The sequence below is a fragment of the Phaeovibrio sulfidiphilus genome, from assembly GCF_014861485.1.
Lineage (GTDB): Bacteria > Pseudomonadota > Alphaproteobacteria > Rhodospirillales > Rhodospirillaceae > Phaeovibrio > Phaeovibrio sulfidiphilus.
The window spans coordinates 48715-66179 of record NZ_JACZHT010000001.1 but is presented as its reverse complement, the minus strand read 5'-3'; the positions used below and the strand labels follow the sequence as shown (position 1 = coordinate 66179).

At 68.6% G+C, this 17465-nt stretch carries 15 protein-coding genes; 10 read left to right on the top strand and 5 right to left on the bottom strand.

Annotation, left to right across the window (positions count from 1 at the left end; all coding sequences use genetic code 11):
• The gene (locus IHV25_RS00275) at positions 1–720 is read left to right on the top strand and encodes a DUF1285 domain-containing protein (RefSeq protein WP_192532980.1); all 720 of its coding nucleotides are present in this window, start codon (positions 1–3) and stop codon (positions 718–720) included.
• A gap of 454 nt (positions 721–1174) precedes the next feature.
• Here the strand turns inward: IHV25_RS00275 and IHV25_RS00270 are convergent, their stop codons facing one another.
• Complete coding sequence (locus IHV25_RS00270) at positions 1175–2671, bottom strand: exopolysaccharide biosynthesis polyprenyl glycosylphosphotransferase (protein WP_192532979.1); 1497 nt, start codon at positions 2669–2671, stop codon at positions 1175–1177.
• 1237 nt (positions 2672–3908) lie between these two features.
• Between IHV25_RS00270 and IHV25_RS00265 the strand changes: the two genes are divergently transcribed.
• The 6 genes from IHV25_RS00265 to IHV25_RS00240 all read left to right on the top strand — a co-directional run bounded on the left by IHV25_RS00265 (position 3909) and on the right by IHV25_RS00240 (position 9739).
• On the top strand, positions 3909–6548 hold the full coding sequence (locus tag IHV25_RS00265) for a GDYXXLXY domain-containing protein (protein WP_192532978.1): 2640 nt from the start codon (positions 3909–3911) through the stop codon (positions 6546–6548).
• Between the two features lie 59 nt (positions 6549–6607).
• Positions 6608–6910 (top strand): hypothetical protein, encoded by a 303-nt coding sequence (locus IHV25_RS00260; protein WP_192532977.1) that lies wholly within the window; start codon positions 6608–6610, stop codon positions 6908–6910.
• On the top strand, positions 6897–7337 hold the full coding sequence (locus IHV25_RS00255) for a SufE family protein (RefSeq protein ID WP_192532976.1): 441 nt from the start codon (positions 6897–6899) through the stop codon (positions 7335–7337). The genes IHV25_RS00260 and IHV25_RS00255 overlap by 14 nt, the downstream gene beginning before the upstream one ends.
• 115 nt (positions 7338–7452) lie before the next feature.
• Positions 7453–8313 carry a DUF4743 domain-containing protein gene (locus tag IHV25_RS00250; RefSeq protein WP_192532975.1) on the top strand — a complete coding sequence of 287 codons (861 nt, stop codon included), beginning with the start codon at positions 7453–7455 and terminating at the stop codon, positions 8311–8313.
• Positions 8314–8462: 149 nt separating this feature from the next.
• Positions 8463–9416 carry an acetyl-CoA carboxylase carboxyltransferase subunit alpha gene (locus tag IHV25_RS00245; RefSeq protein ID WP_192532974.1) on the top strand — a complete coding sequence of 318 codons (954 nt, stop codon included), beginning with the start codon at positions 8463–8465 and terminating at the stop codon, positions 9414–9416.
• Positions 9417–9493: 77 nt separating this feature from the next.
• Positions 9494–9739, top strand: a complete 246-nt coding sequence (locus tag IHV25_RS00240; protein ID WP_197974899.1) for a YgaP family membrane protein — start codon at positions 9494–9496, stop codon at positions 9737–9739.
• Positions 9740–9831: 92 nt separating this feature from the next.
• Here IHV25_RS00240 and IHV25_RS00235 read toward each other — a convergent pair whose 3' ends face one another.
• From IHV25_RS00235 to lgt, 4 genes are all read right to left on the bottom strand, one after another.
• Complete coding sequence (locus IHV25_RS00235) at positions 9832–10875, bottom strand: hypothetical protein (RefSeq protein ID WP_242018718.1); 1044 nt, start codon at positions 10873–10875, stop codon at positions 9832–9834.
• Positions 10872–11645: a peptidoglycan editing factor PgeF gene (pgeF, locus tag IHV25_RS00230; protein WP_192532972.1), complete on the bottom strand. Its 774-nt coding sequence runs from the start codon at positions 11643–11645 to the stop codon at positions 10872–10874. Before pgeF ends, IHV25_RS00235 begins: the two co-directional genes overlap by 4 nt.
• A 326-nt stretch (positions 11646–11971) precedes the next feature.
• Positions 11972–13081, bottom strand: a complete 1110-nt coding sequence (locus IHV25_RS10520; protein ID WP_338048558.1) for a class I SAM-dependent methyltransferase — start codon at positions 13079–13081, stop codon at positions 11972–11974.
• A complete protein-coding gene (lgt, locus tag IHV25_RS00220) occupies positions 13078–13929 on the bottom strand; it encodes a prolipoprotein diacylglyceryl transferase (RefSeq protein ID WP_192532971.1) in 852 nt (283 codons plus the stop codon). Before lgt ends, IHV25_RS10520 begins: the two co-directional genes overlap by 4 nt.
• 255 nt (positions 13930–14184) lie before the next feature.
• On the opposite strand from lgt, the gene IHV25_RS00215 reads away from it, so the two are divergent.
• The 3 genes from IHV25_RS00215 (at position 14185) to IHV25_RS00205 (ending at position 17170) form a co-directional block, all read left to right on the top strand.
• Complete coding sequence (locus IHV25_RS00215) at positions 14185–15105, top strand: peptidylprolyl isomerase (protein ID WP_192532970.1); 921 nt, start codon at positions 14185–14187, stop codon at positions 15103–15105.
• A 348-nt stretch (positions 15106–15453) separates the two neighbouring features.
• Positions 15454–16695, top strand: a complete 1242-nt coding sequence (gene argJ / locus IHV25_RS00210; protein WP_192532969.1) for a bifunctional glutamate N-acetyltransferase/amino-acid acetyltransferase ArgJ — start codon at positions 15454–15456, stop codon at positions 16693–16695.
• A 19-nt stretch (positions 16696–16714) separates the two neighbouring features.
• Complete coding sequence (locus tag IHV25_RS00205) at positions 16715–17170, top strand: (deoxy)nucleoside triphosphate pyrophosphohydrolase (protein ID WP_192532968.1); 456 nt, start codon at positions 16715–16717, stop codon at positions 17168–17170.
• Positions 17171–17465: the final 295 nt, after the last annotated feature.

The window sequence follows — 17465 nt, the reverse complement described above, 5'->3', positions numbered from 1 at the left end:
ATGAGCCGGCGCCGGTTTGATAGGGAGCGGGAGGCCGCAAACGACGACGCCATCGGCGGGCCCTTCGCCCTACAGGATGACGCATCGTTCGGTCCGCTACAAGATGCGAGGAACGGTGGACGCCTTGAAATCGCCAGGGACGGATCCTGGTTCTGCAACGGGCGGCCGGTCAGCCAGCCGGAGCTGGTGAGTTTCCTTGGGGGCATGCTGGATCGGGATCCGAGGGGCTCCTACAGCCTGGACCTGCCCTCGGGCGAGGTGCCCGTGCTGGTCCAGGATGCGCCCTTCGTGGGCGAGGAACTTTTCATTGCCGGATGCTGCGGGCCCGACCAGGCCCTGTCCATACGGACCAACCTGGACGAGATCACCACCATCGACGCGGATCACCCGGTCCGGGTCGTGTTTGATCCGGACGGGAGCGCCGCCGATCCGGGGGGCAGCACCCGCTGCTATGTGACGGTCCGTGCCGGTCTTGAGGCGCGCCTTCTTCCCCACGTGTTTGATGCGCTCAGCACCCGGGGCGTCGAGCACCGCTCCGACAATGGAAGCGTGTGCTTCGGCGTGTGGAGCTGCGAATCGTTCTTCCCCCTGGGATGCCTTGATGACCGGGGAGCCCTTGTGGCCCCGGGCGTTGAGGACGGTTTGGCCGGGGACAGCCCTTCATCCGCCGGGGCGGACCGTCCGGCGGACACGCCTCCCGACGGCCCGGCGGCGTCCTGATCCATGGCGGCGGCCCCTTTCCGGTACAGCCCGGCGGCGTCCTGATCCCGGGCTGCGGGCCGGCCTTCCGGTATGGCCCGACGGCGTCCTGATCGGGCCCGCCGCTCACGCCTCCGGCAGGCCGGTCGAGCCGCCTGTTCCGCACCTTCTGCACCGTCCGCTCCTGCCCCCCGGTCCGGAGGCATTCATTGCCCCTGGCCCGGCGCCGGCGGCGGTGCGGGTGTATGTGTTCCGGGTGTGTGTGTTCCGGGGGGAGTGCGCGGCGTTTCGGGGCCGCAGTGGCAGCGGCCCCTTTCCTGACAGTTCCCCGCTTCCCTGACGTCCCGGCACCAAAGCGCCACAGCTGCCGGTGCCCCCGGTGCTCCTGTGATCCTGTGATCCGGTTATCCCGCCCCGGCCGGAGGATTCCGGGCCGGGCGGGCCAGTGCGATCCGGGGGAACCGGTGCGGTGGGGTCAGTAGGCGCCCCGGCGCAGGAGCACCTCGGGTATGGTGCGCAGGATGATGTAGATATCCAGCCAGACCGACCAGTTGTTGATGTAGTAGCTGTCCAGCCGGACGCGCTCGTCATAGGTGGTGTCGCTGCGCCCCGACACCTGCCACAGCCCCGTGATGCCCGGAGGACAGCGGGTATACAGGGCAAAGGCGTCGCCATAACGGGGGATCTCGTCCCTCACAATGGGGCGCGGGCCCACAAGGCTCATCTCGCCCCTCATAATGTTGATGATCTGGGGAAGCTCATCCAGGCTGGTCTTGCGCAGGAACCGGCCGATGCGGGTCACCCTCGGGTCATGCCGGAGCTTCTGGACCGCTTTCCATTCGGCGGCGGCCTCCGGGTTGGCGGCCAGATAGGCGTCCAGCACCTCCTGGCCGTTCGTGACCATGGTGCGGAACTTGTAGACCTGGAACACCTGGCCGTTCCGGCCGATGCGGGCCTGCCGGAAGAAGATCGGCCCGGGGCTGTCCAGACGGGTCAGGATGGCCAGAACCAGAAGAAGGGGCAGGGCCACAATCGCCGCAAGGCTGGTGCAGACCAGGTCCATCAGGCGCTTCATGCGCAGAAGGGTCGGGTCCGCGAGGTTGCGCCGCAGCACCAGCCCGAAGGACAGGCCCATGTGGACCACGTGGGCCGGATTCGTGGGGAGCCAGTCCTTCCCCGGCAAAATCAGAACGGTCCGGAACCACAGGCTGAGGGCGTCCACCAGCTTGCCGCCGAGATGGGCCGGCACGCTGGGCCAGTGGATGAGCACGACAGCTCCGGGAAAGCGCTGGGCCAGGGGCTGGATCTGCTGCTCGAGGGGACGGGCGATGTCCAGGGGAAAGGTCTGCTCGGGCCGACAGGGGCGCCCGGCGTTCCCATCGGGGAGGACGAGGGTTCCGGACGGCTGACCCGGGCCGCTCTCGGGTGTGCAGTGCTCACAGGGGATCACCACGGCCGCCTGGAGGAAGCCCGAGAAGCGCACCCGGCAGGCGTCCATGGGCAGATCCCTGAGGGCGGAGGCGTTGGCCACAACAATCACCGGCACCTGCCACCATCTCCTGTCGCAGAACTTCAGGCGCATCAGGGTGCGCGCCGCAGGTACGCACACCAGCGCGGAGGCCCAGAAAAACAGGAAGAACAGGCGCGAGTAGACGTCCCCGCTTTTCGTGAAGAAAAACAGGGCGAACAGGATCAGCACGCCAAGGGAGACCGCAAGGCTCAGCCGCTTGAGTTCCTCGGCCGGGTGGAGCAGGGCTCCCGGGTAGAGCTTGAGAAGGCCGAACAGGCAGGGGAACAGGAACAGGAACGGAAGGATCCCCTGGCCCGTCAGGGGGGACAGGGCGCCCGGAAGCAGAAGCCGCACGACAAAGGCTCCCGCGAAGGCGACCAGAAGGGCGCTCAGATCCGCAAGCACAAGGGCAAGGGACACATAAGAGAGGCCCCCGAGTGTTGTTCGTTGGCGTTCAGCCATTCTGCAAGTCTCCACGTCCGTTCTGGTGAGGGAGTGTCCGCCCGGATCGGCGATGCACGTGTGTAGTTTCGGCCATCTTACTGTGGCTGGTTGTTAATAAGGGATAAAAAAAAGCGTTTCCAGCGGGTCCGGCCCTTTTTCTGTGCCGGAGGGAGGGGCCTTTGGGCCGGGCGGTCCCGTGGGAGGTCTCGGGAGGCGAGCCGGCCGCGTGTGCCGGGGCCGTTCGGCCTCCATTCAGACCCCGTGGCGCGGGTGTCCGCCCGGGAGTCCCGGCGCGGGCCGGTCCCTGTCGGCCAGCCGTGTGTGAGGCGAGCGCGGCACAGGGGGCTTGCGCTGCGGGCTGTACGGGCCGCGTGTGTGGCAGGGGGCGCACGGTGGGGTCCGAAGGAGGCGCGATCCGGAGCGGTCGCCTGTCTTCCGGACCGGTCCCCCGTTCTCCGGGCCTTGGTGGCGGCGCTGGCGGGGACCGCGCGGCCCGGCGGAAGACCGTGGCCGGGCCATCGTGCGGGCCCGGACACTGCGGGGGTGCGGCAGGGCCGCCGTTCAGCGTTCCTCATGTCCTGCTGTCCACTGTTGCAGGCAGAGGCCTCGGGGCGTTTTCCGGTGCGCAGGGGTGTCCGGATGCCGGAGGCGCTCATTTTACAGTGTGTAATGTGGGGGTGCCAGGGCGCCGGGGCAACGGGTGTTGCGGGGTTGGCCCCGGGGGGGGGCGCGTCCACCCATTGGCGGGCGTTCGGACAGGGCCCGGGGGTGCCCTCTGCCCCGGGCGTTTGGCGCGTCCTCCGGACCCGGGGTCAAGGGTGTTGCCCCGGGGGCAGCGGGGGTTCCGTCTGGTCCCGGTCTACTCAACCGGAGGGTGTTTAGTGATGTCCTTTCTATGGTACGGTTTCTGCGCCAGGGCCTTGTTTCCTGCCGAAAAAGGGGGCGTCTCTTTTTTGCGGGTGTGCTAGCATTCCCGGGTGCCGGGTGTTTTTGGATGCGCGCGCCTGCGGCTGTCTGCCCGGGCTGGTGCGGTCTTCGGGCCGTGCGCATGCCTGCATCTCTCCCCGTGCCCGTGCCCGTGCGCATGCCTCTGCCCGTGTCCGGAGCCGGACCGGGCCCGCACCCTGGGGGGCACCGGTGAGGGGCCGTGGGGAGGGGCTGCGCCCGTTCACCCGCGGCCCGGATTTCTGTTTCTTCTGGCGCTGTCCGGCGGTGTGTGCCGGGTGCAGCGCACGACCTTGGGGAGGACAAACGGATGGCGGCTGTATCGGACCTGCTCACGGGTATTCAGCCCCGCATTCCGCCCGCGCTGTTTCGGCGGGCCCCGGCCGGGGCGCGGGAGCGGGGCGGGGCCATCGGAGCGCCCGAGCCCGGTGGCCCGGCGGGGGCCACGCGCTCCACCGCCTCCCTTCTGGCCGCAGGTCTGTTCGCCGCCGCGCTTGCGCAGATTCTGGCCGCGGCGGTGTTCTTCTACGCGGCCAACTGGTGGACCATGGCGCCGGCCCTGAAGCTGGGGGCGCTGATGGCCGCGCTTGCGGGCTGCGGTGTGGGCTGGGCGGTGACGCCGCCGGGCGTCGTGCGCAGTTCCCTGGCCTGTGCGGGGGCGGTTCTGGGCGGCCTTTTGTTTGCCGTTCACGGGCAGATCTGGCAGACCGGCGCCAACACGTGGGAACTGTTTGCGGTCTGGACTCTGGTGGCCGCGGTCTGGGCGGTTCTCACACTGGAGGACGCCGCTCTTGCGGTCTGTGCGGTGGTGGGGGTGACGGCCATCGGCCTTCATCTTGTTGAGGTCCGTCCGAGCTGGATTTTCTTCCGCACCGAGGATCTGACGGTGGTGAAGGCTCTCCTGCTGAGCGGCGGTTTCATGGCTCTGCTGGTGACGTGGCGGCTGCTTCTGTCTGCGGTACGCCCGGACCGCTGGTTCGGGCCGGTGTTCGCGGCCCTGTCCGGGGCGCTGTTCCTTGTTGCCGGCTGCCACGCCCTGATTGAGCTGGACCTGGTCCGGCTGGCTCTTGGGATCCCCGCCCGGATCCTCCTGGTCTCGGTGGTTCTTCTGGCTCTGCTGCGCTGGGGAGGGCTTAAACCCTGGCTTCAGGGGTACCTGTTCGTCGTCGCCCTGGTTATGGGGACGGGGCTGGTCATCCGGGCCGGCTGGGAGGGCGCGGAGCATTTCGGTCTTCTGGATGTCTTCGACGTGGAAAGCTGGATTGCCTGGATTGGCATCAGCGCCGTGACCCTCGGGTTTCTGGCCCTGATGATGGCGGGCGCCCGGCGTCTGTTTTTCCGGGCCGGGCCGGGAGCCGGCGCGGGAAAGCTCGTCCGGGGGGCGCTTTGGGTGGGGGCAGCGCTGGGCTCCTGGCTGGGGGTGACGGCTCTTGCGTTCGGAGTGGCCGGCCTGTGGTACGAGCTTCTGGCCGCGTTCATCGGCACCCGGCTTTTGTCCTGGGCCCCTCTGGCCTCGGGCGTGAGCTTTGCGCTGGCCGCCCTGGCGGTCCGCGGGAGCGGGGCCCTGTCAACCCAGGTTCGGGCCTGCCTGTTCTTCTGGTCCCTTGTCGCCCTTTCGCTTTTTGTCGGTCTGTTCAGCTTTGACTATCTTGCCAACAGCTGGGAGTCGCTGGATTTTTGCGTCCGGAACGGGGCTGTGGCCGGCGTTGTCCTCACATCCCTTTACTTTGCCGTGAAGCGGGCCAGCGGGGCCGATGTGCCGGCCGGGCTCTTCGGGGTGGTGGCCGGGATCCTCGCCCTGCTTGGGCAGATGGTCATGATGGGCCTTGGGGCGTCTCTCCAGGCATGGGTGTTTCTGGGCCTTGCCCCGGTGGTTCTGGCGCTGGGGCTCGTTGCCGTATGGCGTCCGTCGGCAGGGGCCCGGGCCGTGGGCGTGGCGCTTCTGGTCTCGGCGTTTCTGATCCCTGCGGTCATCGAGTTTCTGGGCCCCTACGGGCTGGAGCTGCCCGTTCTGGCGCCCCGGGGCCTCGCGGTCCTGATGGGCGGAGTGCTTCTTGCGGCGGCGGTTCTGGCGTCCGAGGGCCGATGGAGCCCGGGTTCTTTGGCTGCGGCGCTGGTGCTCCTGGGCGGAACCCTTCTGGTGCCGGCCGGAGGGGCGGCGCTTGTGGGTCTCGGGGCGCTCGCCCTGGTGGTGGTGGGCTGGCCGCTTCTGGTGGCGGGCTTTGCCCTGGGCGCGTGGTCCGTGGGCTGGTTCTACTACAGCCTCGCCCTGCCTCTGGACGGGAAGGCCCTGTCCCTGGCCGCCGGAGGGCTGGTGTTCCTCGCGGTCTGGGGTGCGCTGGCCCAAAAGCGCCTGCGAGGCCCCGTCTGGCGCCCGGCCGCACTGGTCTCGGGCCTGGTGTGCGCACTGGTCCCCGTCGGTCTGGAGGTGGCGGACGGTCGGGCCAAGGAACAGATTGTCGCCCACGGGCACGAGGTGTACCTTCCCCTTCGGCCTGTGGATCCCCGCTCTCTGGTGCAGGGGGACTACATGGCCCTGGCCTACGGTATCGACGGTTTGAGGGGCAAGCTGGCCCCGCGGGACAGGGGCTGCCTGTTTCTGGACGGGGGCTCGGTGGCCCGGTCCCTGCGGGCGGTTCCGCAGGAGGGGGGCTGTGAGGCCGGGGGCAGAGAGATCCCGATCGGGGTGCGCCCCGGGAAGGGTGGGGTCCGGATTGCGCCGGACTCGTTCTTCTTTCAGGAGGGGACGGCAAAGACCTGGGAGCAGGCCCGCTACGCGGTGGTGCGGGTTCTGGACGGGCAGGTGGTCATGACCGGTCTTGCGGACGCGGACCGGCAGACGCTTCGGCCCCCGGCTGTCGAGCCGCCGGCTGTCGAGCCGCCGGCCGCGGTGGACCCCGTCGCCGATCCCTCTGCCGCCATGCCCCCGGTCGCCGGGCCTCCGGACTGACTTGGCCCGGAGGCTGGTGTTCCGCCCCGAGCGTCCTTATTTCTTTTGCAGGAGCCCCCATGGACACGTATATACTCCGCTCTCTGGCTGTTCTGACGCTTCTCGGAGGGCCCTTCATTGCGCTCAATCCCGTTGTTGTGGACACGTGGCGCGAGGGGCATTTCGCGGGGGCCGTGGGCCTCTTTCTGAGCGTCTGCGGTGTCCTTGCCCTTGTGGCGGGGGGCTTCTGGGCCCTGTCCCGGGCGCTTGTGCGCTACCGGGAGCGGGCGGCGGAACAGCAGGGCAGGGCGGGCGTGGCCCTCGGCACCGGGCCGGAGCACGCGGGCGGCAGGGATACAGGAACCACCCATGACGGAACTTGAGGCGCTGGGCGCAGACGATCTTGTTGAGACGTTCGGTCTGTTTGACGACTGGGAGGACCGGTACCGGTATCTGATTGACCTGGGCCGCAAGCTGCCCCCGTTCCCCGAGGAGGCCCGGACAGATGCGGCCCGTGTTCCCGGCTGCATGAGCCAGGTGTGGCTGCTTCCGAGGGTTCAGGACGACCCGGACGGCACTCGCAGGCTCTTTTTTCTTGTGGATTCCGACGCGCATATCGTTCGGGGGCTGGCCGCGGTGATGCTTGTCCTGTATTCTGGCAAGACGTCTGACCAGATTTTGGCGACCGATGCGGAGCGGGAGCTTTCCCGGATGGGGCTTGCCGCTCACATCAGCCCGAACAGGCGCAACGGGGTGGCCTCAATGGAAGCCGTCATCAAGGGCTGTGCCCGTCGTGCCGGGGACCGCTGAATCCCTGACTGGGGGAAGAAATCTCTCTTAAAAATAACGTTGATTTTTCGTGGAATGCGTGAAAGCCTGAACACCGGGATACCATCGTTTTCAATCGCCTGATGTTGAGGACTCTGTGAATTATCTGCGCCATATCCAGGCCTGCCGGGTCCGGGATCTATCCGGTTATTCTCCTTTTTTCATCGACGGAAAGGCCGTGGGCTGGATTCCACGACCGGTCCTTCCGAGGCTGAGAGACTTCTCCGGCGTCTTCCGTTTTTTCGGAGACCACGTGGCGCTGGACGAACGCCTCTCGACGCTGGAAGCTCGCTCCCGGGCCATGGAGGACGTCGTCGCAGCGCTCCACGGGGACGGCTTCATCCGCTCGATCCGCGGTGAGATGTACCGGGTGAGTTCGGGCTGGACCGCGCCGACCCTCATGCTTCTGGACCGGGGCGCCGTCACCTTGTTCGGTGTGAGGGCCTATGGTGTGCACCTGAACGGGATCGTGCGCACGGGCGAGGAGTTCAAGATGTGGATTGCCCGGCGCTCGCCTGACAAGGCGGTCGCCCCGGGCAAGCTCGACAACATCGTTGCGGGCGGCCAGCCCGCGGGCCTGTCCTTGCGGGACAACCTCATCAAGGAGGCGCGCGAGGAGGCCGGATTTACCGCTCCGCTCATGCGTCACGCCCGCTCGGCCGGGTTTGTCAGCTACCGCATGGAGGTTCCGGGCGGCCTGCGCTGTGATACCCTGTTCGTCTACGATCTGGAGGTTCCCGACCAGGTCACGCCCCGCTGCACGGATGGCGAGGTGCAGGAATTCATGCTCTGGCCGGTGGAGCGGGTCATGTCGACCCTGCGCGAAACCGACGATTTCAAGTTCAACGTGGCGCTCGTTCTGATTGATTTCGGGATCCGCCACGGCTTGATCGATCCGGACCGGGAACCGGACTACGCCCGCCTGTTCGAGGGGCTCCGGATCCGCTGGCCGGCCTGACGTGCGCCCGAAACCCGGGGCGGACTGCATAAATCTGTTTTGTTTCTCTTCTGCGCTGTGCTAGCAGAAGGCAGACGTTTTGTGTCGGTTGCCCGGATGCTGTCTTGCGGGGGCCGAGCCTTTACCCACGAAAGCCGGATGCGCCTGTCATGTATTTTCTCGACTTTGAAAAGCCCATTGCCGAACTGGAAAGCAAGATTGAGGAGCTGCGGCACCTGTCCGATGCGGACGGCCTGAATATCGCCGAGGAGGTCGGCCGCCTCCAGGTCAAGGTCGACAAGCAGCTGAAGGGCGTTTACGCCAAGCTGACCCCCTGGCAGAAGACCCAGGTGGCCCGTCACCCGAACCGGCCCCACTGCATCGACTACCTGAAGGCCCTGTTCACCGACGTCACGCCGCTGGCCGGAGACCGGGTGTTCGGCGAGGACCGGGCGATTATCGGCGGTCTGGCCCGCTTCCGGGGCCAGGGCGTCGTGGTTGTCGGCCAGGAGAAGGGCGACGACACGGAAACCCGCCTGCGCCACAACTTCGGCATGGCCATGCCCGAGGGCTACCGCAAGGTCTGCAAGCTTCTGGATCTGGCCGACCGTTTCCAGCTTCCGGTGCTGACCCTGGTGGACACCGCCGGCGCCTATCCGGGCGTGTCCGCCGAGGAGCGCGGCCAGGCCGAGGCCATTGCCCGCTCCATTGATGCCTGCCTTGATCTGCGCGCGCCCCTGGTGTCGTGCGTGATCGGCGAGGGCGGATCGGGCGGCGCCATTGCCATCGCGGCCGGCAACACGGTCATGATGCTGGAGCACTCCATCTACTCGGTGATTTCCCCCGAGGGGTGCGCCTCGATCCTGTGGCGCTCGGGCGGCATGGCCCAGCAGGCGGCCGAGGCCCTGCGCCTGACGGCTCAGGATCTTCTGGAATTCAAGATCATTGACGAGGTCATTGCCGAGCCCATGGGCGGTGCGCACCGCGACCGCGCTGCGGTTTTCGCCTCCGTCGGGGATGCCTTCGAGCGGCACCTGAGGGAACTGGGGACGCTGGACGGGGCCACCTTGCGCCAGAAGCGTCGCGAGAAGTTTCTGCGTATGGGGCGTGAGGGGCTGGCCTGACCGGGCCGGTTCCGGCGGCGCCCTTTCCGAGGGAAAGGACAGACTCCATGGCTTTTTTTGATCGTTTTCCAAAAAATATGAGCTCCAGGGACCGCACGGTCCGCATTATTGTGGGCATTGCCTTCCTTCTTCTGGCCATCACCAACAACGTGGGCTTTTTCGGCCTGTTCGGGCAGGTGCTGGTCGGACTGATCGGCGCGGCCCTGCTGGCCAGCGCCTGGCTGCAGTTCTGCTTTCTCTACACGATCCTGGGTCGGGATGGTGACGGGGACGGGGACGGGACGTCGCCCCCCGAGGACGACGACAGCCGCTTTCAGGGCTGAGGCCCGCTGACGGAGCCGGTTTCCGGCTCCGTTTTTTTTTGTCCGGATCCGGGCCGCGCGGTCCTGGCGCCTTCGGGCCGTTCCGGGCCGTCTCAGGGCGGCGGGGCGGCCAGGATTTCGCCGATGCCCTCCAGGGCTCCGGCGGCGATGGTGTCCGCAAGCGGTCCCCAGGGCTGGTCCAGAAGACCGGCCGGGATGAAGTTCTCCTGGGTGGCGGTTCCCAGCACCGCGCCGGAGCGTGGATCCTGAACCTCCCAGACCAGGGTCACCTTCTCTTTCTTTCCCGCCACAGGTTCCGTGGTGACCGTGCCCACAATGGCGAAGGTCGCCTTGGCCGGGTTTTCCGTCAGGCGGACCCCGGCGGCGGTGATCTGTGCGCTCAGGGCGCGGGTCAGCGCCTGGACCCCGTCCCCGGGGGCCCGGGTGATCCGGGGCTTGAGGGCCACCACCGTGGCGGCCTCGGCGGCGCGCTCGCGCTCGCGGCGCTGCTCCTCGGGGCTTGTCCGGGCGGCAGGGGGCACACGGGGCGGGGCCTCGGCCCTCGCGTCCGGGCGGGGCGGGGCTGCGGGACCGGCACCGGGTTCGCTGTCCGCTGATGCCTGTGCGCGGGAGCGGGGCTCTTCCGGTCCGCCGCCCAGCTGCCGGGCCAGGGCCTCCACCACCGGGCGGGCCACGGCGATTGCGGCTTCCGGAGCGGCCCGGTCCCACAGGACGGCCTCGACGGGTACCGTCACCGGCTCGCCGGGCTCACCGTCCAGGGTCCAGGCCAGGCGGATCACGCGCGGTCCCTTCGGCGCGGAGGCCCCGGCCGCAGGGGTATCGGTGGCCATGGGCGCGCCGTCCAGGGTCCAGGTCAGGGTGTGCCCGAGGGGGCTTGCGGTTCCGGTTTCCGCGGGGATTCCCTGTCCGTGCAGAAGCTCCACCGCCTCCAGGGCGATCAGGCGGTTCCAGGGAACGGGCAGCCCCTCCACCGGCCTGACCGTGACACCGGCGCCGGATTTCAGCGCCACCAGCGGGTTCTCCAGCCGGCCCAGGTCCCGGTGGGCGTAGGGCCCGGGCATTTCGGCGCACCCCGCCAGCAGGGCGCCGCACAGGCCGCCCAGAAGCGCAGTCCGGCGGGCGTGGCGGGGGGTCATGGCTCCAGGGCTATGGCGGAGAGCTGGCGGCCGCAGACGCCGCCCGAGTGCAAGGTGGCGTGGCGGTAGCTGAAAAACAGATCCTGCTCCTGGAAGGTGTCCCGGTCCAGGCGAATGACCTCGCCCACGTTCATGGCGTTGAGCCGGTCCTCCACAAAGCCGTTCAGGTCGAAGTGCCAGGGGCCCGCGTCGGTGGCGCGGGTGAAGAAGCGGGCGCTGGCCTCGTCCTTCTTCAGGAACGGGGCGCGGAAGTCGTCGCCGACCTCGTAGGAGGCGGTCCCGATGCAGGGCCCGATGGCGGCCAGAATGCGCGACGGACGGGCGCCGGCGGATTCCATGGCCTCAACCGTGGCCTCGACGATGCCCACCAGCGCGCCCTTCGATCCGGCGTGGCAGGCGCTGATGACCCGGGCCTCCGGATCCACCAGAAGGATCGGCGCGCAGTCGGCGGTCATGATGCCCAGAAGAAGCCCCGGGGTGCGGGTGACCAGGGCGTCCGCCACCGGTGGCGTTTCCCTGGGCGAGAAGGGAGCGTTGACGCTCAGGGCCGTGTTGGTGTGATCCTGGGTGACGGTCAGGAGCCCGCCCTCCCCGTAGCCCAGGGCGCGGGCGGCGCGTCTGCGGTTTTCCTGCACGGCCTTCGGGGAATCCCCGTTGGAGCGCGACACGTTCAAGGAGGCGTGGACGCCGGTGGAGACCCCGCCCTGGCGGGTGAAAAAGCCATGCTTCAGCTTGGGAAGGGAGGCGAGGACGGGGACTGTGATCAACATGGCGGGAACCCTCTGAAAATGCGCATGGTTCAAACGATGCCCGAAGGCGCAGGGGGCGTCAATCACCCTGCGGAGGATGCGGCCGAGTGACGGGCGTGGGCAGGACAGGCGGGCACCGGTCGCGCTCCCCCGCTCCGGGGTGCGGCTGCGTGAGACCTCCGGAACCGGGGACAGGGGGCGGGGCGGGGCCCTCCGCCCGGGGGGTGGAGGACAGGGGGGCCGGTCCCTCTGTTGTGCCGCATCCCCGCGCACCCGCTGGCTCCATCCGGGCCGCCGGGCTCCCGGGGTGCGGAAGACGCGTCGGCCAGCGGGGTGCGGAAGGCGCGTCAGCCCGCCGGGCCCGAGAATCCCGGCAGGGGCGCGAGGCCCTCGGAGCGCATCCCCATGACCTTGAACAGGCTTCCCATCTGGAGGGGATCCACCAGGCGGCGCACCGCATCTGCAATGGCGAGCTTTTGGGACTCGTCGGCGGTGCCCGCCTGAAGGGCCCGGGCGCGCTCCAGCAGGCCCAGGCTGGTGAGAAACGCACCCTGCCGGACAAGGGGCTCGACCCCCGCGCCCGCAGCCCGGGCCGTGTGGGCCAGGGCCTGGAAGTCCACGTGGGCGGTCAGGTCCACCGCACCCGGCTCGTCGAGCAGGGGGGCATAGGCGTGCCCCTTCAGGGCCTGGAGACTGTCGCCGGGCGCACTGGCCGCCGGGCCGTAGTCCAGGAACAGGGCGGCGCCGGGGCGGGTGGCGAAGCGCCGCGCCAGAGCCTCCACCACGGCGTGGGCGGCGGGACAGGTCTCCACCCACTCTCCCGGCTGGGCCTTCCGGTGGGCCGGCTGCAAAAACGGCGGATCCCCGGCCAGCGGGGGCGAGAGGCAGAAGGCCAGGCGCAGGGGGTCCGGGCTCTCCATCCGGACCCGGCGCTCGCACCAGCCATCAGCGCTCCGCTGGTATTGCCGGATGGGCAGGGCGTCGAGAAACTCGTTGGCCAGAAGGATCAGGGGCGCGTCGGGCAGATCCTCCAGGCGGTCGAACCAGCGCACGGGAACCGGGCTGTCGGCAAGGGCCTGCTCCTGCTGGCGGCGCAGGGCGGGGCTTGTCTCCACCAGGGCCACCGACACGGCGGCCCCGAACGCCGGGACCAGGCGGCTGGCCCGCAGCGCATCGCGCATCAGGGTGCCGCGCCCGGGTCCGGCCTCGGCCAGGATCAGGCCGGCGGGGCTTCCCATGCTTTGCCAGACCACCACGGCCCACAGCCCCAGAAGCTCGCCGAAGATCTGGGTGCACTCGGGGGCGGTGATGAAGTCCCCCCGGGCTCCGATGGCGGTTCCCCGGGCGTAGTAGGCCTGGGCGCACAGGCCCATCCATGTCTCCACCGGGATCTCGCGGGCCTGCTCCAGAAGGGCGCGCAGGCTGTCCCCGGCCGGGGTGTTGGTCCCGGTGCTCACGACGCCCGGCCCCGCGCGGGGGCGTTCGTCCCGGTGCCGGCGCTCACCGGAGGCCGCCGGAGGGCCATGACCAGGAACACCAGCCCCGCAAGGATCAGGGGCACCGAGAGTACCTGGCCCATGGTGAGGCCTGCCTCCAGGAAGCCAATCTGGGCGTCGGGCTCCCGGAACAGCTCGCAGACGGTCCGCGCCGTTCCGTAGCCCATCAGGAACACGCCGGTCATGGCGCCCGGGCGCCGGGACAGGCCCGTGAAGCGCCACAGAAGCCCCAGGAGCACCAGCAGCAGGAGTCCTTCCGAGAAAGCCTCGTAAATCTGGCTGGGGTGCCGCGGCTCGGGGCCGCCGCCGGGGAAGATCACCGCCCAGGGCACGTCCGTCGCCACCCGTCCGAACAGCTCGCCGTTCACGAAATTCGCAAGCCGCCCCAGGAAAAGGCCCAGGGGCGCCACGGTGACCACCGCATCCGCCATGCGCAGGAACCGGGTGCCCGTGCGTCGGGAAAACAGCCACAGGGCTCCGATGACCCCGAGCACGCCCCCGTGGAAGCTCATGCCCCCTTCCCAGACCTTGATCACGTCCAGAGGGTTCTGGAGATACCAGGTCGTGTTGTAGAACAGCACGTAGCCCAGCCGGCCGCCCAGGATGACGCCCAGGGTCACCCAGACCAGCAGATCCTCGGTCTGGCGGTCGTCCATGATGGGGGGCGATGAGCGGCGGCACAGCGCTCTCAGGTACCACCAGCCGAACAGAAGTCCGGCCACATAGGCGAGGGCGTACCAGCGTATGGCGACCGGCCCCACCTGAAGCAGGACCGGGTCGATGGCGGGAAACGGAATCGCAAGGGTCATGACGGACCTTTCGGGGCGCTGCCGGAGAAAAAACCGAAGAAAAAAACAGTTTCGACTTACTTTGTACGATTTTCCCTCAGGTGAAAAAAGTATAAGGTGCTTTTTGCCTCCGGAAGCTGGACACCTCGTGTTGCGGAGCTCGGCGGGATCCGTTATCGGCCTGCCGCGACGGTTGAGTGTTCACAGTGTCTCTTGTTTCACCTCTGTCCGACTTCCCGGGTGTTCCGGGGCTGTCCATCTGTAAGGAAATTGACGATGTCCCTCTCTCGCTTTCGCCGCCTTGCCCTTGCGGGTGCCGCTCTTCTTCCGCTGAGCCTTGCGGCCGGTGGTGCGCTTGCCCAGGCTCCGGCTGATCCGGTTGTGGCGCGGATCAACGGCACGGACCTGCACCTGTCCGTCATCCAGGCCCGTTTCGACAACCTGAAGGCCAGCCAGCCCCAGATGGCGGCTCTGCCCCTGTCGGTTGTCTACGAGCAGATCCTGGAAGGCGTTGTGGATGCAAAGCTCCTGACCGAGGCCGGGCGCAAGGCCGGTCTCGACAAGGATCCGGAGGTCCAGAAGGATCTGGCCACGCTGCTTGACCAGCTGGTGGGGAACGCCTGGGTTGCCAAGGTTCTGCACGACCGCATCACGGATCAGGACATCCAGAAGCGCTACGACGAGCTCAAGGCGTCCTTCAAGCCGGAGAAGGAGGTCCACGCCCGCCACATCCTGGTGGACACCGAGGAGGCGGCCAAGAAGCTGATCGAGCGCCTGAAGAAGGGCGAGGACTTCGCGAAGCTCGCCAACGAGAACACCCAGGATCCGGGCGGCCGTCAGAACGGCGGCGATCTGGGCTTCTTCTCCGCCGAGCGGATGGTCCCCGAGTTCTCCCAGGCGGCCTTCGCCATGAAGAAGGGCGAGGTCTCCCCGAAGCCCGTCAAGAGCAGCTTCGGCTGGCACGTGATCAAGGTCGAGGAGTTCCGTGACTCCCAGTTCCCGCCGCTTGATGCGGTCCGGGAGCAGATTCGCGCCATGCTCGCCCAGCAGGTCATCGACCAGGAGCTGACCCGCCTGAAGAAGGAGGCCAAGGTCGAGATGTTTGACATGGACGGCAAGCCCCTGAAGGCCGACGAGGACGCGGCTGCGGCCCCGGCTCCGGCTGCCGCGCCCGCCGAGACCGGCAAGAAGAAGTAACCGAACGCCCGGTTTGCTTCGTCGCCCTGCCTGCGGCATGATGTGCCCGCGCTTGCGGCATGAGGCGCCCCTGCCTGGGGCAGGATGACGTCCGGTGCCGCTGTGCGGCGCTCCAATTCTGGCGAGGAGAGGTGCCCGGGTGCCTCTCCTCGTCTTTGCTCCGCCTGTGCGCCATCGGCCCTTTGGGCTGTGCGCGTGCGGCGCGGAGCCCGATGTCCGCGCGCTGTGCGCCCGCGTTCCCGTGGCGTGTCCGCCCGGCCGCCGGGCTGCGCGGGTGTGCGGCCGTGTTTTTCTGTTCCATCCGTTTCCGTGTTCCATCACGTTCCCGTGTTCCAAGGAGTTCCCTGCATGTCTCTGGCCCGCTCGCCCCTGGCTCCTGCTGCTTTTCCTGACCTTGCCTCCATCGACGGCGTCGGGATGGTGACCACCAACACCGGGCTGCGCTACCGGGGGCGCCCCGATCTTCTGCTGATGCGCTTTTGCGAGGGGACGACGGCGGCCGGTGTGTTCACCCGCTCGAAAACCCGTTCGGCGGCGGTGGACTGGTGCCGCCAGGCTCTGGCCGCCGGGGCCGGGCGTGCCCGGGGTCTTGTGGTGAACTCGGGCAACGCCAACGCGTTCACCGGTGCCCGGGGCCAGGAGGGCGTGCGGATCACCATCGAGGCCGCCTCGCGCATTCTGGGCTGCCGTCCCGAGGAGATCTTCCACGCCTCCACCGGGACCATCGGCGTGCCCCTGGACGGTCCGAGGATTGCATCGTGCCTCGAGGCCATGGCACCGGAGCTGTCCTCCGAGGCGAGCTGGGAGCAGGCGGCCACCGCCATCTCCACCACCGACACCTATCCGAAGGGCGCCGGAGCCGAAACCAGCATCGACGGCAAGACGGTGCGCATCAGCGGTATCGCCAAGGGCTCGGGCATGATTGCCCCGGACATGGCCACCATGCTGTCCTTTGTGGTGACCGACGCCGCCATTGCGCCCGACGTTCTGGAGGCTCTTCTTCGGGAGGGTGCGGACCGGTCCTTCAACTCCATCACGGTGGACAGTGACACGTCCACCTCGGACACGCTGTTGGTGTTCGCCACCGGAAAGGCCGGAAATGCCCCGGTCACCGACCTGGAGGATCCGCGCCTGGACGGCTTCCGCGCGGCCCTGTTCAGCGTCCTTCTGGATCTGGCCCACCAGGTGGTCCGGGACGGGGAGGGCGCCACCCGCTTCGTCACCGTGACCGTGACCGGCGCCACCTCCAACGACGCGGCCAAGCGCATTGCGCTGGCTATTGCCAACTCGCCGCTGGTCAAGACCGCCATCGCCGGGGCCGACGCCAACTGGGGCCGTGTGGTTATGGCCGTGGGCAAGTCGGGCGAGGAGGCGGACCGCGACCGTCTTCGCATTGCCATCGGCGGCGTTGTGATCTCCGAGAACGGCGAGGCCGTCGAGGGCTACGACGAAACCCCCGTTGCCGAGCACATGAAGGGTCAGGAGATCCTGATCGAGGCCGATATCGGTCTGGGGGACGGACGGGCCACGGTCTGGACCTGTGACCTGACCCACGCCTACATCGACATCAACGCCGACTACCGGACCTGACGGGACGGGGCGCGCGGTGATGGAGGAATGGGAAGAGGGGGGCTGCCGGTCCGTTGCCCGGCAGTCCGGTCCGGCGGGGCCGCTGGTGCTTGTGGTGGCCTGCGCCCTGATTGATCCGGACGGTCGGGTCCTGGTGGCCCAGCGTCCGGAGGGGCGCTCCATGGCCGGTCTGTGGGAGTTTCCGGGGGGCAAGGTCCAGCCCGGCGAGACCCCCGAGGCCGCCCTGGTCCGGGAGCTGGCCGAGGAACTGGGGATCGACACCGGCGAAAGCTGCCTTGCGCCGCTGACGTTTGCCTCCCACGCCTACGAGGACTTCCATCTGCTGATGCCGGTCTTTGCCTGCCGCACCTGGGAGGGCCGGCCCCGCGGGTGCGAGGGTCAGGCCCTGAAATGGGTCCGGGGCGCCGAGCTTCCCTCCCTGCCCATGCCTCCGGCGGACATCCCGCTGATCCCCCTGATCCAGGACTGGCTGTAGGCGCCGGGCCGCCCGCTCAACACAGCGGCCCGCCGGTGACGGAGGGGGGCGGTTTAGCGCACCGGTTCGCCGGTAACGGATGATGGAGGCCGGGGCGCCGGGAGATGGGTTTCGTCTCCGTCCAGGGTCTCCGCACCGCACTGGCCGGGGCGCCGGGAGATGCGTCATGGGGCCCTGTCATCGCGCTCAGGGTGGCCGGAGCGACCGCCCTGGCCGCGGCAGTCTGTCTGTTCATCTTGCCCTGTCCGGCTCCGGTCCCGCGCGCCCGGTGCCCTCCGGGGCCCAAACTGGAGAT

What these genes read in the sequence shown, in the direction of transcription:
- IHV25_RS00275 (WP_192532980.1), top strand. Translation starts at nt 1, where the DNA reads ATGAGCCGGCGCCGGTTTGATAGGGAGCGGGAGGCCGCAAACGACGAC.
- IHV25_RS00270 (WP_192532979.1), bottom strand. Translation starts at nt 2,671, where the DNA reads ATGGCTGAACGCCAACGAACAACACTCGGGGGCCTCTCTTATGTGTCC.
- IHV25_RS00265 (WP_192532978.1), top strand. Translation starts at nt 3,909, where the DNA reads ATGGCGGCTGTATCGGACCTGCTCACGGGTATTCAGCCCCGCATTCCG.
- IHV25_RS00260 (WP_192532977.1), top strand. Translation starts at nt 6,608, where the DNA reads ATGGACACGTATATACTCCGCTCTCTGGCTGTTCTGACGCTTCTCGGA.
- IHV25_RS00255 (WP_192532976.1), top strand. Translation starts at nt 6,897, where the DNA reads ATGACGGAACTTGAGGCGCTGGGCGCAGACGATCTTGTTGAGACGTTC.
- IHV25_RS00245 (WP_192532974.1), top strand. Translation starts at nt 8,463, where the DNA reads ATGTATTTTCTCGACTTTGAAAAGCCCATTGCCGAACTGGAAAGCAAG.
- IHV25_RS00240 (WP_197974899.1), top strand. Translation starts at nt 9,494, where the DNA reads ATGAGCTCCAGGGACCGCACGGTCCGCATTATTGTGGGCATTGCCTTC.
- IHV25_RS00235 (WP_242018718.1), bottom strand. Translation starts at nt 10,875, where the DNA reads ATGACCCCCCGCCACGCCCGCCGGACTGCGCTTCTGGGCGGCCTGTGC.
- pgeF (WP_192532972.1), bottom strand. Translation starts at nt 11,645, where the DNA reads ATGTTGATCACAGTCCCCGTCCTCGCCTCCCTTCCCAAGCTGAAGCAT.
- lgt (WP_192532971.1), bottom strand. Translation starts at nt 13,929, where the DNA reads ATGACCCTTGCGATTCCGTTTCCCGCCATCGACCCGGTCCTGCTTCAG.
- IHV25_RS00215 (WP_192532970.1), top strand. Translation starts at nt 14,185, where the DNA reads ATGTCCCTCTCTCGCTTTCGCCGCCTTGCCCTTGCGGGTGCCGCTCTT.
- argJ (WP_192532969.1), top strand. Translation starts at nt 15,454, where the DNA reads ATGTCTCTGGCCCGCTCGCCCCTGGCTCCTGCTGCTTTTCCTGACCTT.
- IHV25_RS00205 (WP_192532968.1), top strand. Translation starts at nt 16,715, where the DNA reads ATGGAGGAATGGGAAGAGGGGGGCTGCCGGTCCGTTGCCCGGCAGTCC.